Genomic DNA, 19,776 nt, shown 5'->3' on the forward strand with positions numbered 1-19,776 from the left:
TTGCCGAGGGTTCAATGTTCGACCGGATTCGTCCGCATTCGCGTCCCTGGACGCCCGTTGCCGCGCTCGCGCACGTCACGCTCGCCGCGCTCGTCACGTTCAGCGCCGGCTGCACGTCCCCGTCCGCGCCGTCGGGCGCCGTCGTCCCGGTCGCCGCCGCGTCGGGCGCCGCGGTGCCGCTGCCCGGCGTGCACGCGCCGGAACAGTCGTCCGGCTGGACCGACAAGCCGGGCTGGACCTCGCAGCACTTCATGATCGCGGCCGCGAACCCGCTCGCGACGCAGGCCGGCTACGAGATGCTGAAGGCCGGCGGCACCGCGATCGACGCCGCGATCGCGACGCAGATGGTGCTCGCGCTCGTCGAGCCGCAATCGTCGGGGATCGGCGGCGGCGCGTTCATGCTGTACTTCGACGGCCGTGCGACGCAGGCGTACGACGGCCGCGAAACCGCGCCGGCCGCCGCGACCGACCGCCTGTTCTACGGGCCGACCGGCCAGCCGATGGGTTTCTACGAAGGCGTCGTCGGCGGTCGCTCGGTCGGCACTCCGGGCGTGCTGCGCATGCTCGACACCGCGCACCGTGCGCACGGCAAGCTGCCGTGGCGCCGGCTGTTCCAGCCCGCGATCCGGCTCGCCGAGCACGGCTTCACGATCAGCCCGCGCCTGGCGATGCTGATCGCGAACGACCGGTACCTGAAGAACGACCCGGCCGCGCGTGCGTACTTCTACAACAAGGACGGCACGCCGAAGACGGCCGGCACGGTGCTGAAGAACCCCGCGCTCGCGACCGTGCTGCGCCAGATCGCCGAGCGCGGCGCGAACGCGTTCTACTCCGGCGCGATCGCGCGCGACATCGTCGCGAAGGTGCGCAAGCACCCGACCAACCCGGGCCTGCTGTCGCTGCAGGATCTCGCGCACTACAAGGCGAAGGTGCGCGCGCCGCTGTGCGCCGACTACCGGCGCTCGGTGGTGTGCGGGATGCCGCCGCCGTCGTCGGGCGGCCTCGCGGTCGCGCAGATGCTGGGCATCCTCGAGGCGATGCCCGACTGGCAGCAGATCGGCGCGCAGAAGCCGGTGCGGACCGAGCTGGGCTACGAGCCGACGCCGTTTGCCGCGCATCTGTTCAGCGAGGCCGGACGCCTCGCGTATGCGGACCGCGCGCGCTATGTCGCCGATCCCGATTTCGTGCCGCTGCCGGGCGGCAACTGGGCAAGCCTCACCGACAAGACCTATCTCGCGCAGCGCGCGCGCCTGATCGGCGACACGAGCATGGGCATCGCGCAGGCCGGCACGCCGCAGGGCGCGACGCTCGCGCTGGCCGACGACCGCAGCCCCGACATGCCGTCGACGTCCGACATCGCCATCGTCGACCGCTACGGCCAGGCGCTGTCGATGACGACCAGCGTCGAGGACGCATTCGGCTCGCGGCTGATGGTGCGCGGTTTCATGCTGAACAACCAGCTCACCGATTTCTCGTTCGTGGCGAGCGAGAACGGCCGGCCCGTCGCGAACCGCGTGCAGCCGGGCAAGCGGCCGCGCTCGTCGATGTCGCCGGAACTCGTGTTCGACAAGAAGACGAAGCAGGTGACCATGATCGTCGGTTCGGCCGGCGGCCCCGCGATCATCAACCACGTCGCGAAGACGCTGATCGGCGTGATGGACTGGGGGATGACGATGCAGCAGGCGATCGCGCTGCCGAACGTCGGGTCGATGAACGGGCCGACGCAGCTCGAGCGCGGCCGCGTGTCGGACGCGCTCGTCGACGGGCTGAAGGGGCGCGGGCACGACGTGCAGGTCGTCGAGATGAATTCGGGACTGCAGGGGATCCAGCGGCTGAACGTGCAGGGGCAGACGGTGTGGTTCGGCGGCGCCGACCCGCGGCGCGAAGGGATCGCGATGGGGGATTGAAGGCAGCCGGCAGAGGCGGCGCACATGCGCCGCCTGCTGCGTGTCATCCGCGCCCTTTCCACGGCACGATCCGCCGCTCGACCCATCGCATCGCGAGATCGAACAGCCACGCGATCGCGCCGATGATCAGGATGCCCATCACGACGATATCCGTGCGCAGGAAGCTCGACGCATTGAGCACCATCTGCCCGAGTCCGGCCGTCGCGGCGACCATCTCGGCTGCGACGAGCGTCGTCCAGCCGAACCCGATGGCGATCCGCAGGCCGGTGAGGATTTCCGGCAGCGCGGCCGGCAGCACGACGTGGCGCACGACCTGCGCGAAGCTGCCGCCGAGCGAATATGCGGCGTTGATCTGCTCGACCGTCGCCGCACGCACGCCCGCACGGGCGGCCATCGCGATCGGCGCGAAGCACGCGAGGAAGATCACGACCAGCTTCGCCGTCTCGTCGATGCCGAACCAGATCACGACGAGCGGCAGGTACGCGAGCGGCGGCAGCGGCCGGTAGAACTCCAGCAGCGGATCGAGCACGCCGCGCGCAACGCGGCTCACGCCCATCAGGACGCCGGCCGGCACGCCGGCCACGGTGGCGAGCAGGAACGCCCCGAACACGCGCGCGGCACTCCACAGCAGATGCTCGGACAGCGGCAGGCCGCCCTGGATGCGGCCGTGCCACGCGTCGACGAATGCCGCCCACACCGCTTCCGGCGCGGGCAGGAACAGCGGCGGCAACCACTGCCAATGCGTCGCGACCCACCACAGCACGGCCAGCGCCGCGACCGTCGCCGCGCTGAGCCCTGCGGTTTTTCCCTGGCCCGGCAACCGGTAGCGGCGCGACGGCCGCGCCGCCTTGCGCCGCGTCGTGCGCTCGTCCTGCTCGAACCTCCCGGCCGCTCGATCGGCCACCCAGGAATCCTGCGTGCTCATGTCGTCCTGCCTGTGCAAAGTACTGATCCGGCCGCGCCCGACGGACGCGCCCTGCCGCGCGAACTCGTGCATCACGCGGTCTCCCCGACCGCCTCGTCGCGATGCAGATACGCGATCAGCCGCTCGCGCCATGCGATGAATTCCGGCGACGACTTCACCGCGCGCGCATCGCGCGATTCGACGTAGCGCCGCGCGAACGGCAGCTCGAAGGTTTCCGCGATGCGGCCGGGGCCGGGCGTCATCACGACGAGACGCGTCGCGAGGAACAGCGCCTCCTCGACGTCGTGCGTGATGAAGAACACCGTCTTGCCCGTGCGCGCCCATACGTCGAGGACGAGCGCCTGCATCGTGCCGCGCGTCATCGCGTCGAGCGCGCCCATCGGCTCGTCCATCAGCAGCACGCGCGGATCGCTCGCGAGCGCACGCGCGATGCCGACGCGCTGCTGCATCCCGCCCGACAGTTCGTACACGCGCGCATGCGCATGGCGCTCGAGGCCGACGAGCGCGAGCATCTCCGTCGCACGCGCTTGGCGTTCGGCCTTCGACACGCGTGCGAAGCGCAGCCCGAGCGCGACGTTGTCGAGCACGTCGAGCCATGGCAGCAACGCGTATTTCTGGAATACGACGCCGCGATCGGCGCCGGGGCCCGCGACCGGTACGCCGTCGACGCGCACGTCGCCCGTCGTCGGCACGACGAAGCCGGCCATGCAGTTCAGCAGCGTCGTCTTCCCGCACCCCGACGCGCCGAGCGCGACGACGAATTCACCGGAATCGATGCGCAGGTCGACGCGCGCGAGCGCCTGCGTCGTCGTCCGACCGCGTTCGCCCGGATAGGCGACCGATACTTGACGGACTTCCAGCGTGCTCATGATCGAGGGCTCCGCGATGAGTGGCCTGAGTCGCCTGATGCGCCGCGCTCAGCGCGCGGCCTTCTGCACGAACTGCGGATCGACGCCGACCGAGTAGTCGGCGAGCACCGTCTGGATCGTGCCTTGCGATTTGAGGAAGGTGGCGGTAGCCGCGAGCGACTTCGCGGCGCCCGACTGCGCACCGCCGCCGAGCCAGGTCGGCGACGCCTGCTCGGCCGGCGTCGGGAACGCGTAGAGCGCGAGGCTCGCGGGCACGTCCTGCACGTTCGCGCCCGACACCTTCGCGACCGCCGCGACCTGCGGCGAACCGGCCTTCCACGCGGCCGCGTGCGCGCGGTAATCGGCGTCGGCGGACGCGAGCACCTTCACGAAGCGCGTGACGAACTCGGGGTTCTCGCGCGCGAACTTGCGGCTCACGACGAAGCCGTCGAACGTCGCCTTGCCACTTTCTTTCGCAACCTGACCGGACGTCGTCAGCACGGTGCCCGACTGCTTGACCTTCGCGAGCACGGGATCCCAGATATAGGTCGCGTCGATGTCGCCGCGCGCCCACGCGGCCGCGACTTCGGGCGGACGCAGGTTGACGATCTTCACGTCGTTCGGATTCACGCCGGCGGCCTGCAGCGCGACGAGCGTATGGAAATGCGACGTCGACACGAACGGCACGCCGATCTTCTTGCCCTTCAGCGCCGCGATGCGCGTGACGCCCGAGCCGTTGCGCGCGACGAGCGCCTCGGCGTCGTTGATGTTGTCGAGCACCCAGAACAGCGAGATATCGAGCCCCTGCGACAGGCCGGCTGCGATCGGGCTCGACCCGGCCTCGCCGAGCTGCACGGAGCCCGACGCGAGCGCGCGGATCACGTCGGCGCCGCTGTCGAGCTTGCGGAACGTGACCTTGTAGCCGGTCGCCTTTTCGACTTCACCGCTTGCCTGCGCGTAGCGCCACGGCACGACCATGTCCTGGTACGCGATCACGACTTCGCGCGATTCGGCGTGCGCCGCGCCCAGCGCGGCAAAGGCGGTCAGCGCGACGGCGGCGCGGCGGATGAAGCTGAAACGGGACATGCGGCTCTCCTTCGAATGCGGGCATTGCTGCGGGAGAGCCGACTTTACGAGCTTTGCGCGCGGCGGGAGCGAACTTATCCTGCGAAGCTATCGATGCCGTTTCAGCTTTGCTTTCCACGTTCGACCGGATCGGGCATCCGGTCGGGTGGCGATTGTCGTGCGAACGCGCGGGCGGCAGCCGCACCAACGAAAAAGCCCGCATCGCTGCGGGCTTTTTTCGACTGCATGACTTCTGCGGAACAGGCCAATGGCGCTCAGACCACCCCTGCCCCGTGCGCCTGCAGATCGGCGTGATAGCTCGACCGCACCATCGCGCCGACGGCCGCGTGCGTGAAGCCCATCTTGTACGCCTCTTCCTCGTACATCTTGAACGTGTCGGGATGCACATACGCACGCACCGGCAGGTGGTGCTCGGACGGCTGCAGGTACTGGCCGATCGTCAGCATGTCGACGTCGTGCGCGCGCAGATCGCGCATCACCTGCAGGATTTCCTCTTCGGTCTCGCCGAGGCCGACCATCAGGCCCGACTTCGTCGCGACGTCCGGATGCTGCGCCTTGAAGTCCTTCAGGAGCTTCAGCGAGTGCGCGTAGTCCGAACCCGGGCGCGCTTCCTTGTACAGGCGCGGCACCGTCTCGAGGTTGTGGTTCATCACGTCGGGCGGTGCCGCGTTCAGGATCGAGATCGCGCGGTCGAGACGGCCGCGGAAGTCCGGCGTCAGGATCTCGATGCGCGTTTCCGGCGACTGCGCGCGCGTTTCGCGGATGCACTCGACGAAGTGGGCGGCGCCGCCGTCGCGCAGGTCGTCGCGGTCGACGCTCGTGATCACCACGTATTTGAGCTTCAGCGCGGCGATCGTGCGGGCCAGGTTCTTCGGTTCATCCGCGTCGAGCGGATCGGGACGGCCGTGGCCGACGTCGCAGAACGGGCAGCGGCGCGTGCACTTGTCGCCCATGATCATGAACGTCGCGGTGCCCTTGCCGAAGCATTCGCCGATGTTCGGGCAGCTCGCTTCCTCGCACACGGTGTGCAGGTTGTGCTCGCGCAGGATCGTCTTGATCTCGTTGAAGCGCGAACTGCCGGTGGCCGCCTTCACGCGGATCCATTCCGGCTTCTTCAGCTTCTCGATCGGAATGACCTTGATCGGGATGCGCGCCGTCTTCGCCTGCGCCTTCTGCTTGGCGGTCGGATCGTAGGCAGGGGTCGCGGCCGAATCGGCCGGTGCGGGGGAAGCGGTAACGTCAGTCATTCGAATGTTCCAGTGCCTGCGGCTTGTCGGCGGCCGCGGATTCGCCGTCGAGGTTGGCGATCAGACGCCCCACCAGCGTGTGGGCGACGTCGTTCCAGTCGGCGGCAACCTCGAGGCTCGCCATGTCGACGGTTTCCAGTCCGGCATAGCCGCACGGGTTGATCGCGAGAAACGGGCGCAGATCCATCTTCACGTTCAGGCTCAGGCCGTGATAGCTGCAGCCGTTGCGGATCTTCAGGCCGAGGGCCGCGATCTTCGCGCCCTCGTGCACGCCGGATGCCACGTAGATTCCCGGCGCGCCCGCCTTGCGGACCGAAGCGAGATTATACGCCGCGAGGGTTTCGATCACGGCCTCCTCGATCTTCGTCACGAGCGTGCGCACCATCAGCTTGCGCCGGCGCAGGTCCAGCAGCAGGTAGACGACGATCTGGCCGGGGCCGTGGTAGGTGATTTGCCCGCCGCGGTCGACCTTCACGAGCGGCACGCCGCTGTCGGCCACCAGCAGGTGGGCCGGGTCGCCGGCCTGGCCGAGCGTGTAGACGGGCGGATGCTCGACGACCCAGATTTCGTCGCCGGTGTCGGCCGTGCGCGTGTCGGTGAACGCGCGCATCGCGTCGAAGCTCGTCTCGTAGGCCTCGCTGCCCCGCCAGCGCACGGTGACCGGCGCGACGGGCTGAACCGGAGACCCGGCGGGCGATTCGGAAACAGCGACAGGCGTGGACACGATGGCAACCGGCGAGACGGACATGGCCGGTAGTTTACCGAAAACCCATGCGTCTCGCCGGCTCTGGAAGGGGACGGATCGCGAGTATCCGTCGGAGGAAAGTCCCGTCAGACGGTGCGCCAGCCGTCGTGGAGCAGCGCATTCACGCGATTGCGCAGCCGCGCGAGCGCGCCGCGCGCGACTTCCCCTGCCGGCCGCGACACCGAGAACGCGACATGCGCGCCCTGCCGGCCTTCCGCACTGAGCCACAGCCGCTCGCCGCGATGCAGCCGGAGCGTCTCGCCGTCGACCAGGAAGTAGTCTTCGACGTCATTGCTGCGCGTCGCCCATACCGGCCCGCACTGCACCGTCAGGCGGGTGCTGCGCTGCACCTTCATCGGCACGGTTTCGCCCGCGGGAATTTCGAAGGTGATGCTTGAAGAAATTTCTTGCATGATCGACTCCGCCAATAAATGCTTCGATGGCTACAATCGTAGTCATTTGAAGGCACTCGACCAAACGACCAATTTTCACGTCGATGTGAGGAAAATTAGCAAATGGACCTCCGCCAGCTGCCTGCGCTGAACGCGATTCGCGCGTTCGAAGCCGCCGCCCGCCACGAGAATTTCTCCCGCGCCGCCGACGAGCTGTATGTCACGCACGGCGCGGTCAGTCACCAGGTTCGCGCGCTCGAGGAGGAGCTCGGCGTGCAGCTGTTCACGCGCAACGGCAAGCGGCTGTGCCTGACCGACGCCGGCATGCGCTACGCGCAGCAGGTCCGTAGCGCGCTGATGGTGATCGCCGATGCGACGCGCGAGGTGCGCGCAAGCGACCGCAGCCGACGGCTGGTGGTGTCGATGCTGTCGTCGTTCGCCGCACGCTTCATCACGCCGCGCATCGGCACGTTCATCGAGCGGCATCCGGAAATCGACGTCGAACTGCAGTCGACCAACTCGCTCACCGATTTCGCGCGCGACGACGTCGACCTCGCGATCCGGTTCGGCTCGGGCAGCTATCCGGGGCTGCATGTCGAGCCGCTGTTCGAGGAGGTGTTCTTTCCGGCGTGCTCGCCGACGCTGAACGGCGGCAAGCTGCCGCAGACGCCCGCCGATCTCGTGCACTACAAGCTGCTGCGCTCGGACGACGAGCTGTGGCGGCCGTGGTTCGACGCGGCCGGGCTCGATACGCTGACCGAGCCGAAACGGGGGATTCTGTACCAGGATTCGTCGAACCTGTTGCTGGCCGCGATCGACGGCCAGGGCATCGCGCTGGTGCGCCGCTCGCTCGCGGTGCACGACCTGCTGGACGGGCGCCTCGTGCGCCTGTTCGACATCGACGGGCAGAGCCCGTGGCACTATTTTTTCGTGTGTCCGCCGCCGCTCCTGAACACGCCGCGCGTGCAGGCGTTCAGGACCTGGCTGCTTCAGGAAGTCGCCGAATACAAGCTGCTGTGCGACGAGCTGGACGCGCGGCGCGCGGCGGGGAAAACCCCCGCCGAGTGCGCGCAGGAAGGCGGGTGGAAAGCGGCGCTCAGAGCACGACCTTGACCATCGGATGGCCGGTCAGTGCGCGGTAGATGTCGTCGAGCTGTTGCTGGCTGGTCGCGCGCACGGTGATCGTGAGGCCGGTGTAGTTGCCGCCGCTCGATGCACGCTCCTCGATTTTCTCGACGTCGATCTCGTTGTCGTGGACGGCCACGACCTTGAAGATCGTGTCCTTGAATTCCGGGTGCGCCTTGCCCATGATCTTGATCGGGAAATCGCACGGAAACTCCAGCAGCGACTCCTTCCGGGTATCGATCGCGCCGGTGACCTCGATGGTTTTGGTCGGTTCGCTCATCATTTTCTCCGGGTTAGGTCAAACTGTTCAAACTCGCGTGCCTTCGCACGCTGGTATGCGTCGTACAACGCCGCGAACACGGGGCCCGGTTTGCCGCCCTGCACGGGCAGATCGTCGAGCGACGTGACGGGCAAAATTTCCTTCGTGGCCGACGTGATCATGATCTCGTCCGCCGAACGCAACTCGACCTCGCTGATCTCGCGCGCGACGAACCGAATGCCGCACTCCTCGGCCAGCTGCTCGACCAGCGCGTAGCGGATCCCTTCAAGGATCCTGTTGCTGCGCGGCGGCGCCATCAGCTCGCCGTTCTTCACGATCCATACGTTCGACGACGAACCTTCGGTCACGTTGTCGTCGCGCAGCTGGATCGTCTCGAACGCGTCGCGTTCGGCCGCATGCTGCGCCATCAGCACGTTGCCGAGCAGAGAAATCGACTTGATGTCGCAATGCAGCCAACGGCGATCCTCCGCCGTCACGCAGCGCACGCCCCGCGCGCGTTCCTCTTCCGACGGCAGCCGCAGCGGGCTCGTCATGACGAACACCGTCGGCACCGCGTTCGCCGGGAACGCATGGCCGCGCTTCGCGACACCGCGCGTCACCTGCAGGTAGACGAGCGCATGGCCGTCGCCGAGGCCTTCCGCGTTCGCGGCGACCACGCGCTCGATCAACGCGCGCCAGCCGGCCGCGTCATGCGGATCGTCGATGCCGATCTTCTTCAGGCTGCGCGCGAGCCGCTCCAGATGCTGTTCGATCCGGAACGGCACGTGCGCGCCGTCGTGCGCATAAACGGGGACGACTTCATACACGCCATCGCCGAAGATGAACCCGCGGTCGAGCACCGGCACCCGGGCTTGCGACAGCGGCATCAGCTCCTCCTGCGACGACACGCTGAGGTAGACGATCGGTTCGAATTCGGCTTGGCTCATGGCTATGACAGATGGGGATGAAGTCGTGAAAACAAAGGCCCGTCGTGCTTACTTCTTCTTGCTGAACATCAGCAGGATCGAGTCCCAGATACGACCGAAGATACCCGCTTCCGGCACCGCCTGCAGCGCGACGACCGGGAACTCCGACAGCGTCTTGCCGTCGGCGACGATCTTCACGGTACCGACCTGCTGGCCTTCCGCGAGCGGCGCGATCAGCGGCGCGTTGACCTCGACTTCCGGCTTGACCTTGTCACCCAGGCCGCGCGGCACGGTCACCCACTGGTCGCCCTTCACGCCGACCTGCACGGTGTTTTCCTTGCCCTTGTAGATGCGCGGCGTCGACATCGCCTGGCCGCCCTTGAACAGGCGCACCGCGTCGAACGCGCTATAGCCGTAGTTCAGCATCTTCATGCTGTCCTGCGTGCGCTCGCCTTCCTTCTGCTCGCCCATCATCACCGACACGAGACGGCGCTGGCTGTCGACACCCGGGATCGCGCGCTTGGCCGACGCGATCAGGCAATAGCCGGCCGCTTGCGTATGGCCCGTCTTCAGGCCGTCGACCGTCGGATCCAGCCACAGCAGGCGGTTGCGGTTGCCCTGGCGGATGTTGTTGTACTTGAATTCCTTCTCCGAGAAGATGCTGTAGTACTGCGGAAAATCGCGGATCAGGTGCGCGGACAGCTTCGCGAGGTCGCCGGCCGTCGTGTAGTGGTTCGGGTCGGGCATGCCGTTCACGTCGGCGAAGTGCGTGCCCTTCATGCCGAGGCGCGCCGCCTCGTCGTTCATCATCGTGACGAACTGCCCTTCGCTGCCGCCGACCAGTTCGGCCAGCGCGATCGCGGCGTCGTTGCCCGACTGGATGATCATCCCGTATACGAGATCGTGCACCGACACGGGCTTGTTCGCCTCGATGAACATGCGCGACTCGTCGCGGCCGACGCGGCGCACCGCTTCGCTCGGCGTGACGATCTGCTCCATCGAGATCTTCTTCTTGTCGAGCGCCTCGAACACCAGGTAGGCCGTCATCAGCTTCGTCAGCGACGCGGGCTCGACGCGTTCGTCGGCGTTGCCCGATGCGAGCACGGTGTTGCTCGTCGCATCGACGAGCACCCACGAGCGCGCGTTCACGCCCGGCGGCGGCACCGCACCCGGCATGAACGTCGCGGGCGCGCCGGTGAACTGCTCGGTGGCGGCGGCCGGCGCGGCATGCGCGGCCTTTGCCTTGGCGGCCGGCTTCGCCTCGGCGACGACGATCGTCGACGCGAGTGCGACGGGCAGCATCACGCCCAGCGCGACGTTGCGCGCGGCGGTGCCGAAGGCGATGGAAGAAGCGAGGGACTTGAGGCCTTGGGGAGACAGACGCATGATCGATTCAGGCTGATGGCAGAAAGTGCGGTGCGAAACGCGCAGGGTTGAACGGCAAGGCGGCGAGCGTTCCGGCGTTCGTCCGACTGCGTCGGACGGCACGAAACGCGCCGGTTGGACTCATGCGGACGCGTTCGGTTCGCGGCCGTCGCGAGCGGGCGGACAGGCGGCGAAACGAGCGCCGCATGGGCCCGGCCGGGCCGCGGGCGACGCGAAATGCGGCCATTATACGTGGCCGCGAACGGCGTTTTCGCGAACCAGGGCTCAGGTGGCCACACCGAGGCTTCGGGAGGATAGCGCGGCTTCGCTGCCGAGAATCGTGCGCGAAGCCACGCGAAAGGCGTGCGCAGGCGCCGTGCAAGCCAGGTTGCGCCGCGCTGGAGCGGGCATGTGCGATCGTGTCGTGACACGGCGCGGCGCGATGTCGCGCGCGGCGGCATCGCGGTCGTGCGGCGGCGGCGCCGCACGCCGGGTTCAGCGGATCAACGCCACGCGTCGACGATGATGCGCTTCAGCACGTGCAGCTTGCGATGCAGGAAATGCTCGGCGCCGGGGATCACGACGACCGGCAGTTCCTGCGGCCGCGCCCAGTCGTAGACCGATCCGATCGGCACCGTGTCATCGGTTTCGCCGTGGATCACGAGCGTGTTCTCCGGCACGTCGGCGACCTGCCAGCGGCTCGCGGCCGTGCCGACGAACACCATCCGCTCGATCGTCTCGCCCGCGTCGCGCAACCGCTTCGCGACGTGCGACAGCACGAAAGTGCCGAACGAGAAGCCCGCGAGCACGAGCGGCAGGTCCGCATAGGCCGGCTGCGCGCGCATGTGCGCGAGCACGGCGAGCAGGTCGTCGGCCTCGCCGATGCCGTTGTCGTGCACGCCCTCGGTCGCGCCGACGCCGCGGAAATTCGACCGGTACACCACGTAGTCGAGCTGGACCAGCGTGCGCGCGAGCGTTTGCGCGACCTTGTTGTCCATCGTGCCGCCGAACAGCGGATGCGGATGCGCGACGAGCGCGATGCCGCGCGGCGCGGCGCCGCCTTCGCGCACGGCGTCGGGCAGGTCGACCGCGATTTCGATCTGCCCGACCGGGCCGGGGATCAGCGACTTCTGCGTATGAACGTTCATTCGGCCGGCCCGCTCAGATCTTCAGGCGGTCGACGACCTTGCCGTCGCGCAGGTGCGATTCGACGATCTCGTCGATGTCGGCCTGATCGACGTACGTGTACCACGTGCCTTCCGGATACACGACCATCACCGGCCCTTCCTCGCAGCGGTCGAGGCAGCCGGCCTTGTTGATGCGCACCTTGCCGGGCCCCGCGAGGCCGAGTTCCTTCACGCGCTTTTTCGCGTACTCCTGCATGGTCTGCGCATCGCATTGCGCGCAGCTCGGACGCTCGGCGCCCGGTTCGCGCTGGTTCAGGCAGAAGAAGACGTGGTGCTGGTAGTAGGAATCCATGATGGTGACGAGCGGCCCGGTGCGGTGCCGGGCGGAAAGAAGGGCGATTGCCGTTGCGCGCGGCAACGGATGTGCGGTCGATTATAGCGACCGGCGCGCGTGGCTGCCCGCGATCGCCGCGAGGCGCGGCCGCGCGGCCCCGTTGCCGCTCCTGCGGCGTCAGCGCCGCCGCGCGGCCGGCAGCCACGCATGCTCGACCCGCTGACCGAGCCAGATCAGCGCCGCGTAGGGCCAGATCCACGCAAGCCAGCGCGCGATGCTGTTGAAGTGCACGTAGCGGCCCTGCCGCCAGCCCGACAGCGTGAAATCGAAGAACGGGTTGACGGGCAGCAGGTTGACGAGCACCACACCGGCCAGCAGCGCGAGCGCCGCGAGCAGCGCGCGCCACGCGGCCGGCACGCGCAACGCGAGCAGCGCCGCCGCGAAGCCGAGCTCGATGCCGAGCCGCGCGCCGGGCGTCGCCCACACGACGACGAGGCCGGTGCTCGACTGCATGAAGGTCGCGGCCGCCTTCAGCGCGAGCGTCGCGCCGACGAACGCGATCAGGAGCCGCACGCGCGGCGCGCCGGCACGCATCGCGAGCGACGCGATCGCCAGCGCGGCGAACAGCATCAACCCGCCGAGCGCGGCTTCCCACGCGGAGTCGGACAGCCAGCCGTCGACGCGCTCGGGCCATTCGCTCACGCGCCACGCGGCCGGCAGCCATGCGAGCAGCGCGTCCTGCATCGAGCCGTCGGCGCGCTCCCACAGCGCGGCCGGCCAGTCGCCGATGCCGAACAGGAACGGCGACGGAAACAGGATCGCGAACGGCCACAGCGCGGCGAGCAGCAGCGGCGTCGCGCCGTCGGTCTCGAACCACGCGAAGCGCAGCCGGCGCAACGCGCCGCGGTCGAGCAGCGCGCCGGTGGCCGGTGCCGCGAGCGCCGCGCCGAGCAGCGCGCCGAGTGCATTGGCCGCGAGGTCGAGATTCGACGCGACGCGCGTCGGCAGGTAGGTCTGCACCGCCTCCATCGATCCCGACAGCAGCACGCCGAGGCCGCCCACGATCAGCGTCGCGGCCACGCCGCGCCAGCGCGGATGCAGCGCGAGCACGCCGAGTGCGCCGAACGGCATGTAGCCGAGCACGTTGGTGACCACGTCGAACGCGGTCACATAACGCTGCATCGGAGCGAACAAATAATCGAACGGCCCGATGCCGAGCGATACCCAGCCGCCGAACGGATACAGCGATGCATAGACGATGAGCGCCGCATACGCGGCGAACGCCTGCCGCGCCAGCGACGACGCGCGCGACGTGCCCGGCGCGCTCATCGCGGCTGCGCGTGCGGCGTCACGGGTTGCCCGCGTACGCCTGCACGCCGACCCACGCGGCGATCTGCGACACGAGCTCGTCGCTCGCGGCCGCGAGCGCCCGCGCGCCGCCAGCCGCATCGGGCGTGCTCGACGGCGCACGCGCGACGAACGTGCGCTGGCCGAGCACCTTGCCGCCCTGCACCAGCGTCGCGCGCGCGGTGACCGCGCCGTGGCTCTTCGACTCCCCGTCGAACACCTGCTCGAATTCGTTCAGGTCGACCTTGAGCGTCGGCGCGCGCACGCCGTCGGAACCCTCGAGCACCGCGCCGCGCGACGACAACGCGCCGCGCAGCCGCTGCGTGAGCAGTTGCGCGGGCGGCGCGATCCAGCGGCTGTCGCGATAGACGGCCATGCGCTGCGCATCCGCATACGCGAGCCGGTAGACGAACTTGTCCGTGTCGAGCGCGTCGGGCGCGGCGACGTCGAGCACCTTCAGCGCGGGGCCCGTGCCGGCCGTGACGGCCGATGCGGCCGGCCCGAGGTCGTAGCGGACGTTCGACAGCGCGGCACTGTTGCCGGCGCAGCCGGCGGCGAACACGAGCGTCAGCATCGCGAGCGCGGTCGCGGCGGGACGCAGCCCGCGATCAGGGATTCGTGGCATGGCATGTTCCTGCATGATGTTTCCGGTTTCGATGGCGTCGTGGTCCGGTCTCGCGCCGGGCCGGCCGATCAACGTCGATGGGCTGACGATCGGCTTCATTTCCCGGCCGCGCTCCCTGCCCCCGGCCAGACGAAGCCCGCCTCGCCGGGGCCGGGCGCGGAGCCGGGCGAACCGAACAACAGACTGCTCGGATTGCGGCCGAGTTCACCGGCGACGTCCTTCAATTGCCGCGACGCATCGCCGACGCTGCCGGCCAGCGCGTTGAAACGCGGCAGCGTGTCGTACTGGACCCGCGCGTTCAGGTCGTTCAGCGCGACGCCGACCTGCTCGGCAGCCGAGCCGGCCTTGTTCAGGTTCGACACGAGCGGCCCGTTCGGCTGCAGCAGCGTGTTCGCCGACGCCATCGCGCGATCGACCTGGTGCATCGTTTCCGGCAGCGCGGCCACCGCCGGCGCGAGCTGCTTCGACAGCGTCGTCGCGCCATCGGCCGCGTGCTGCAGGCTTTCGGCCGTCGCGCGCAACTGCTCGCGCATCTCGGGCGACATCAGCGCGTTCGCGCTTTTCGCGGCCAGTTCGAGCTGCCGCAGCAGCACGTCACCGCGCTCCTGGATCTGGTCGAACAGGCTCGGCCGCATCGGGATCTGCGCGATCGCCTTCGGCGACGACGGCAGCGGCGCCAGGTCGCGGCCCGTATCCTCGAGCTGCACGAACGCGATGCCCGTCACGCCCTGGAAGCCGAGGCTGCCGTAGGTCGACTGCGTGATCGGCGCATCGTGGTCGACGAGAATCCGGATCCGGATCTGGCCCGGGTGCGTGCGGTCGAAGCCGATCGACTGCACCTTGCCGACGTCGAGGCCGCGAAAGCGCACGGCCGCGTCCGGGAACAGGCCCGTCACGTTGGTGCGCGCGAGCAGGTCGTACGGCACGCGCACGGTCCGGTCGACGTTGAACCAGAACACGGTGCCCGCGATCGCCAGCGTCAGCGCGATCGTGAACAGGCCGGCCCAGAACGCATGTGATTTGTTTTCCATTCGCGGGTTCCTTGCTTCTTGCCTTTCCTACAATTCGACGCTCGACAGCGCCGGCTCGAGGGCCGCCTTCGGCAGCTTCGCGCGCCGCTCGGGCGGCAGCGCCTGCAGTGCGCGGCGCCCGCGCAGCCCCAGGAAATATTCGTGGATGAACGGATGGTCGACGTTCGCGGCCTCCTCGACCGGCGCCGCGACCAGCACCTTGCGATCGGCCAGTACCGCGACGCGCGTCGACAGCGCGACCATCGTGTCGAGATCGTGCGTCACCATCACGACGGTCAGCCCGAGCGTGCGATGCAGCGTCGCGATCAGCTCGACGAATTCGTCGGACGCCTGCGGGTCGAGGCCAGCGGTCGGCTCGTCGAGGAACAGCAGCTCGGGCTCGAGCGCGATCGCGCGCGCGATGCCGACCCGCTTCACCATCCCGCCCGACAGCGCGGCCGGCATCTTCGACGCGTGCTTGCACGGCAGCCCGACCATCTCGAGCTTCAGCATCACGATGTCGTGCAGCAGGTCCGACGGCACGCGGCCGAGCTCGCGCAGCGGCTGCGCGACGTTGTCGAACACCGTCATCGACGAAAACAGCGCGCCCTGCTGGAACAGCATCCCCGAACGCGTGCGCATCAGCCGCGCGGTCGCGTCGTCGATCTTCGACGTGTCTTCGCCGAACACCTTGATCGTGCCCGACGTCGGCCGCTCGAGGCCGAGGATCTGCCGCACGAGCGTCGTCTTGCCCGAGCCCGAGCCGCCGACGATCGCGACGATCTCGCCGCGCCGCACGTCGAAATCGAGCTTCTGGTGAATGATGTTGCGCCCGTAGCGCTTGGTCAGGTTGCGCACCTCGATCACGAAGTCGCCGCCATGCGCGGCCGCCGCCGGCGGCATGCCGACCGTGCCCGCGCCGACTGCCGTGGCATGTGCGCTGGCGCCATCGGCCGGCGCGGCACCGGCCGGCGATTCATTCGACGCGTTCATCCGAGCCCCACGTTCTGGAACAGGATCGCGAACACCGCGTCGGCGAGGATCACGACCGTGATCGACGACACGACCGACGTCGTCGTGCCTTCGCCGAGGCTTTGCGAGTTCGCCTTGATCCGGAAACCGAAATGACATGCGACCAGCGCGATCAGCATGCCGAACACGACGCCCTTGCCGAGGCCGATGTACAGGTTCGCGATCGGCACGACGCCCGGCAGCGAGCGCACGAAATAGTTGACGTCGATCCCGAGCACGAACTTCGCGGCAAGCGCGCCGCCCGTCAGCGCGACGATGTTGGTCCACATCACGAGCAGCGGCATCGCGACGCCGAGCGCGAGCACGCGCGGCAGGATCAGCCGCAGCCCGTGCGGAATGCCCATCACGCGCATCGCGTCGAGCTCCTCGGTCACGCGCATCACGCCGATCTGCGCGGTGATCGCCGAGCCCGAGCGGCCCGCGACGAGGATCGCCGAAAGCACGGGCCCGAGTTCGCGAATCACCGACAGCCCGAGGATGTTCACGATGTAGCGGTTCGCGCCGAACATCTGCAGCTGCTGCGCGGACAGATAGCTGAGCACGATGCCGATCAGGAATGCGACCAGCGCGGTGATCGGCAGCGCCTGCGCGCCGGCGCTGTAGATGTTCGCCGAGGTTTCCTTCCACGGCATCGTCTGCGGACGGCGCAGCACCGACAGCGCGTCGAGGATCACGAGGCCGAACATCGCGATGCCGCCCTGCAGGTGTTCGCCGAACGCGAAGATCGCCTGGCCGAGGCGCGTGACGGGATCGAAGCGCACGACGCGCTCGGGTGCCTCGCGCTGGCTGTCGAGACGTTCGATCCGCTCGAAGATCGTGCGCTGCGTGTCGGTCAGCTCGACGCCCGCCGGCAGCTTGCGGCCCCATACGCGCCACAGCGCCTGGCCGCCGACGTGGTCGAGCCGCTCGATGCCGGACAGATCCCATTCGTTCACGCGTCCGGACGCGATGCCCGCGATGCGGCGCGCGACCTCGCCGCGATTGCGTGCGAGCGCGAGCGCGGTCCACTGGCCGGTCAGGCGCACCGTCTGGCCCTGGCCGCCGGCGTCGACCAACAGGCCGGGAGGTGTCTCGAAGTCCAAGGGCGGGTTGTTTGCAAAAGGATGACAGCGGCCATTGTAGCGAACCGTCCGGCGCCGCGACGTGAGGATTTCCGTCGGGGCGCGCAGCCGGCGGCGTCCGGCGGAAATGCCGGGCGAGAGGCGCCTCTTTGCGGATGCCCGCCCCGCCACGGCACGGGGTTCGCCGCCGGAACGGCGTGCCGGGCACGCGACCTTTCATTCTTCCGTCACGTTTCCTTTCGATACTCTCACGCGCCGCACGTCAGGCCGTCGGCGCCCGCGCCGCCATTTCGCTGCGCTCCTCGCGATTCATAGAACAGAACACAGAACAGGACAATCGATGCGTCTCCCCCCGCTTTCCCGCCGCCGCGTGACCGCCGCCGCCGCGCTCGCCAGCCTCGCCTTCGCCCTCGCCGGTTGCGGCGGCGACGACGTCACCGCCCCGCCGTCGTCGCAGACGCAGGCGCCCGCCGGCACGACGGCCACGCTCGCGCTGCTCGAAACGACCGACCTGCACACCAACGTGCTGTCGTACGACTATTTCAAGCTCGCCGCCGACAAGTCGCTCGGCTTCGAGCGCGTGTCGACGCTGATCGCGCAGGCGCGCGCGCAGTACCCGAACACGCTGCTGCTCGACAACGGCGACACGATCCAGGGCACCGCGCTGTCGGACTACCAGGCGCTCGTGAACCCGATCGGCTGCGACCAGACGCTCGCGATCTACAAGGTGATGAACGCGGCGAAGTTCGACGGCGGCGGGATCGGCAACCACGAGTTCAACTACGGGCTGCCGTACCTGTCGCAGGTGACCGGCAACACGTTCGACGTCGACGGGCTGCCGGCCCCCGCGCAGCAGAAGAAGTGCGCGGGCCCGAACTTCCCGCAGGTGCTCGCGAACGTGATCAGCGCGAAGACCAACGCGCCGCTGTTCACGCCGTACACGATCCTGACCCGCACGGTGACGGCCGTCGCGCCCGACGGCAAGACGGTCAGCGCGCCGGTGAAGATCGGCATCATCGGCTTCACGCCGCCCGCGATCATGAGCTGGGACAAGCGCTGGCTCGACGGCAAGGTCTACACGACCGGCCTGAAGGAAGCGGCCGAGAAGTACATCCCGGAGATGCGCGCGAAGGGCGCCGATCTCGTCGTCGCGATCTCGCACGGCGGCCTCGACAACACCGCGTATTCGCCGACCATGGAGAACGGCAGCTGGTGGCTGTCGAAGGTGCCCGGCATCGACGCGATGCTGATCGGCCACTCGCACCAGGTGTTCCCGGACGCGAACAGCACCGTGGCGCAGTTCAACCTGCCGGGCGTCGACAAGGCGAAGGGCACCGTCAACGGCGTGCCGACCGTGATGGCCAACTACTGGGGCAAGCATCTCGGCGTGATCAAGCTCGGCCTGACGTTCGACGGCAAGACGTGGAGCGTCGACAAGTCGCAGACGACCGTCGAGGCGCGGCCGATCCAGAACGCGGACAAGAGCTACGTCGCCGCCGATCCGTCGGTGTCCGCCGCGATCGCCGCCGAACACCAGGCGACGATCGACTACGTGAAGACGCCGATCGGCTCGACCGACTACCGGATGAACTCGTACTTCGCGGACGTCGGCGATCCGGGCGCGATCCAGATCGTCAACGAGGCGCAGGCCGATTACGTGAAGACCTACGTGCAGGCGAACCTGCCGCAATACGCATCGCTGCCGGTGCTGTCGGTCAGCGCGCCGTTCAAGAGCGGCTTCGGCGGCGGCAGCGACTACACCGACGTCGCGCCCGGCGCACTTGCGATCAACAACGCGGCCGACCTGTATCTGTATCCGAACACCGTGTACGCGGTGAAGGTGAGCGGCAGCGACGTGAAGAACTGGCTCGAGACGGCCGCGAAGCGCTTCAACACGATCGATCCGACCAAGGCGACGGTGCAGCCGCTCGTCAGCAGCTTCCCCGGCTACAACTTCGACATGTTCACGTCCGCGGATCTCGCTTACGAGATCGACGTCACGCAGCCGGTCGGCAGCCGGATCAGGAACCTGACGTACAAGGGCGCGCCGATCGACCCGAACGCGCAGTTCATCGTCGCGACCAACAACTACCGCGCGAGCGGTGGCGGCAACTTCCCGGGCCTCGACGGCAGCAAGACGATCTTCGCATCGCCCGACGCGAACCGCGACGTGCTGATCGCGTTCATCAAGAAGCGCGGCGCGATCACGCGCGCGGCGGACGGCGCGCAGCGCAGCTGGCGCTTCACGAAGCTGGCGAGCTCGGTCGCGCACGTGCAGTTCACGTCCGCGCCGAACCGGCTCGGCGACGCGGCGGCAGCCGGCCTGACCGGCCTTACGCAGGTCGCGGCCGACGACGGCTCGGGCAAGAACCTCGCCATCTACGAGATCGACCTCACGCAATGACCACGAGACCC

At 68.6% G+C, this 19,776-nt stretch carries 19 protein-coding genes; 3 read left to right on the plus strand and 16 right to left on the minus strand.

Annotated features, from left to right (window positions below; all coding sequences use genetic code 11):
- The first annotated feature begins 14 nt into the window (after nt 1–14).
- Nucleotides 15–1,907 (plus strand): gamma-glutamyltransferase, encoded by a 1,893-nt coding sequence (ggt, locus tag DIE11_RS19290; RefSeq protein WP_124626380.1) that lies wholly within the window; start codon nt 15–17, stop codon nt 1,905–1,907.
- 43 nt (nt 1,908–1,950) lie between these two features.
- On the opposite strand, the gene DIE11_RS19295 is transcribed toward ggt, so the two are convergent.
- From DIE11_RS19295 to DIE11_RS19320, 6 genes are all read right to left on the minus strand, one after another.
- The gene (locus tag DIE11_RS19295) at nt 1,951–2,904 is read right to left on the minus strand and encodes an ABC transporter permease subunit (RefSeq protein WP_124626474.1); all 954 of its coding nucleotides are present in this window, start codon (nt 2,902–2,904) and stop codon (nt 1,951–1,953) included.
- Nucleotides 2,904–3,701, minus strand: a complete 798-nt coding sequence (locus DIE11_RS19300; protein ID WP_124626382.1) for a taurine ABC transporter ATP-binding protein — start codon at nt 3,699–3,701, stop codon at nt 2,904–2,906. The genes DIE11_RS19295 and DIE11_RS19300 overlap by 1 nt, the downstream gene beginning before the upstream one ends.
- A 48-nt stretch (nt 3,702–3,749) precedes the next feature.
- Nucleotides 3,750–4,766 (minus strand): taurine ABC transporter substrate-binding protein, encoded by a 1,017-nt coding sequence (gene tauA, locus DIE11_RS19305; RefSeq protein WP_124626384.1) that lies wholly within the window; start codon nt 4,764–4,766, stop codon nt 3,750–3,752.
- 254 nt (nt 4,767–5,020) lie between these two features.
- Nucleotides 5,021–6,013 (minus strand): lipoyl synthase, encoded by a 993-nt coding sequence (gene lipA, locus DIE11_RS19310; protein ID WP_059600040.1) that lies wholly within the window; start codon nt 6,011–6,013, stop codon nt 5,021–5,023.
- Nucleotides 6,006–6,761, minus strand: coding sequence for a lipoyl(octanoyl) transferase LipB (gene lipB, locus DIE11_RS19315; protein WP_057928547.1), 756 nt, complete (start codon nt 6,759–6,761; stop codon nt 6,006–6,008). Before lipB ends, lipA begins: the two co-directional genes overlap by 8 nt.
- A gap of 83 nt (nt 6,762–6,844) precedes the next feature.
- Nucleotides 6,845–7,171 carry a DUF2917 domain-containing protein gene (locus DIE11_RS19320; RefSeq protein ID WP_124626386.1) on the minus strand — a complete coding sequence of 109 codons (327 nt, stop codon included), beginning with the start codon at nt 7,169–7,171 and terminating at the stop codon, nt 6,845–6,847.
- 102 nt (nt 7,172–7,273) lie between these two features.
- Here DIE11_RS19320 and DIE11_RS19325 point away from each other — a divergent pair, with 102 nt between their 5' ends.
- The gene (locus DIE11_RS19325) at nt 7,274–8,263 is read left to right on the plus strand and encodes a transcriptional regulator GcvA (RefSeq protein ID WP_059600038.1); all 990 of its coding nucleotides are present in this window, start codon (nt 7,274–7,276) and stop codon (nt 8,261–8,263) included.
- Here DIE11_RS19325 and DIE11_RS19330 read toward each other — a convergent pair.
- From DIE11_RS19330 to DIE11_RS19375, 10 genes are all read right to left on the minus strand, one after another.
- Nucleotides 8,247–8,555: a YbeD family protein gene (locus DIE11_RS19330; RefSeq protein WP_057928637.1), complete on the minus strand. Its 309-nt coding sequence runs from the start codon at nt 8,553–8,555 to the stop codon at nt 8,247–8,249. The two genes, DIE11_RS19325 and DIE11_RS19330, sit on opposite strands and share 17 nt — an antisense overlap.
- Nucleotides 8,555–9,481, minus strand: coding sequence for a D-amino acid aminotransferase (locus DIE11_RS19335; RefSeq protein ID WP_124626387.1), 927 nt, complete (start codon nt 9,479–9,481; stop codon nt 8,555–8,557). Before DIE11_RS19335 ends, DIE11_RS19330 begins: the two co-directional genes overlap by 1 nt.
- A 48-nt stretch (nt 9,482–9,529) precedes the next feature.
- Nucleotides 9,530–10,846 carry a D-alanyl-D-alanine carboxypeptidase family protein gene (locus tag DIE11_RS19340; RefSeq protein WP_124626390.1) on the minus strand — a complete coding sequence of 439 codons (1,317 nt, stop codon included), beginning with the start codon at nt 10,844–10,846 and terminating at the stop codon, nt 9,530–9,532.
- A 482-nt stretch (nt 10,847–11,328) separates the two neighbouring features.
- Entirely contained in the window at nt 11,329–11,973 is a 645-nt protein-coding gene (locus DIE11_RS19345; protein WP_059524004.1) for an alpha/beta hydrolase, read from the minus strand.
- A gap of 13 nt (nt 11,974–11,986) precedes the next feature.
- On the minus strand, nt 11,987–12,304 hold the full coding sequence (locus DIE11_RS19350; protein WP_011694422.1) for a ferredoxin: 318 nt from the start codon (nt 12,302–12,304) through the stop codon (nt 11,987–11,989).
- Between the two features lie 159 nt (nt 12,305–12,463).
- Nucleotides 12,464–13,615 (minus strand): VanZ family protein, encoded by a 1,152-nt coding sequence (locus tag DIE11_RS19355; RefSeq protein WP_124626392.1) that lies wholly within the window; start codon nt 13,613–13,615, stop codon nt 12,464–12,466.
- Nucleotides 13,616–13,634: 19 nt separating this feature from the next.
- Nucleotides 13,635–14,258, minus strand: a complete 624-nt coding sequence (locus DIE11_RS19360) for an ABC-type transport auxiliary lipoprotein family protein (RefSeq protein ID WP_059681695.1) — start codon at nt 14,256–14,258, stop codon at nt 13,635–13,637.
- A 95-nt stretch (nt 14,259–14,353) separates the two neighbouring features.
- On the minus strand, nt 14,354–15,289 hold the full coding sequence (locus DIE11_RS19365; RefSeq protein WP_124626394.1) for an MlaD family protein: 936 nt from the start codon (nt 15,287–15,289) through the stop codon (nt 14,354–14,356).
- Nucleotides 15,290–15,316: 27 nt separating this feature from the next.
- Nucleotides 15,317–16,261, minus strand: coding sequence for an ABC transporter ATP-binding protein (locus DIE11_RS19370; protein WP_124626395.1), 945 nt, complete (start codon nt 16,259–16,261; stop codon nt 15,317–15,319).
- Nucleotides 16,258–17,382 carry an ABC transporter permease gene (locus DIE11_RS19375; protein WP_124626397.1) on the minus strand — a complete coding sequence of 375 codons (1,125 nt, stop codon included), beginning with the start codon at nt 17,380–17,382 and terminating at the stop codon, nt 16,258–16,260. The genes DIE11_RS19370 and DIE11_RS19375 overlap by 4 nt, the downstream gene beginning before the upstream one ends.
- A gap of 319 nt (nt 17,383–17,701) precedes the next feature.
- Between DIE11_RS19375 and DIE11_RS19380 the strand changes: the two genes are divergently transcribed.
- Nucleotides 17,702–19,765 carry a bifunctional 2',3'-cyclic-nucleotide 2'-phosphodiesterase/3'-nucleotidase gene (locus tag DIE11_RS19380; RefSeq protein ID WP_124626399.1) on the plus strand — a complete coding sequence of 688 codons (2,064 nt, stop codon included), beginning with the start codon at nt 17,702–17,704 and terminating at the stop codon, nt 19,763–19,765.
- Nucleotides 19,766–19,776 lie beyond the last annotated feature (11 nt).

It is taken from the genome of Burkholderia sp. Bp9012 (assembly GCF_003853825.1).
GTDB classification, from domain to species: domain Bacteria; phylum Pseudomonadota; class Gammaproteobacteria; order Burkholderiales; family Burkholderiaceae; genus Burkholderia; species Burkholderia diffusa.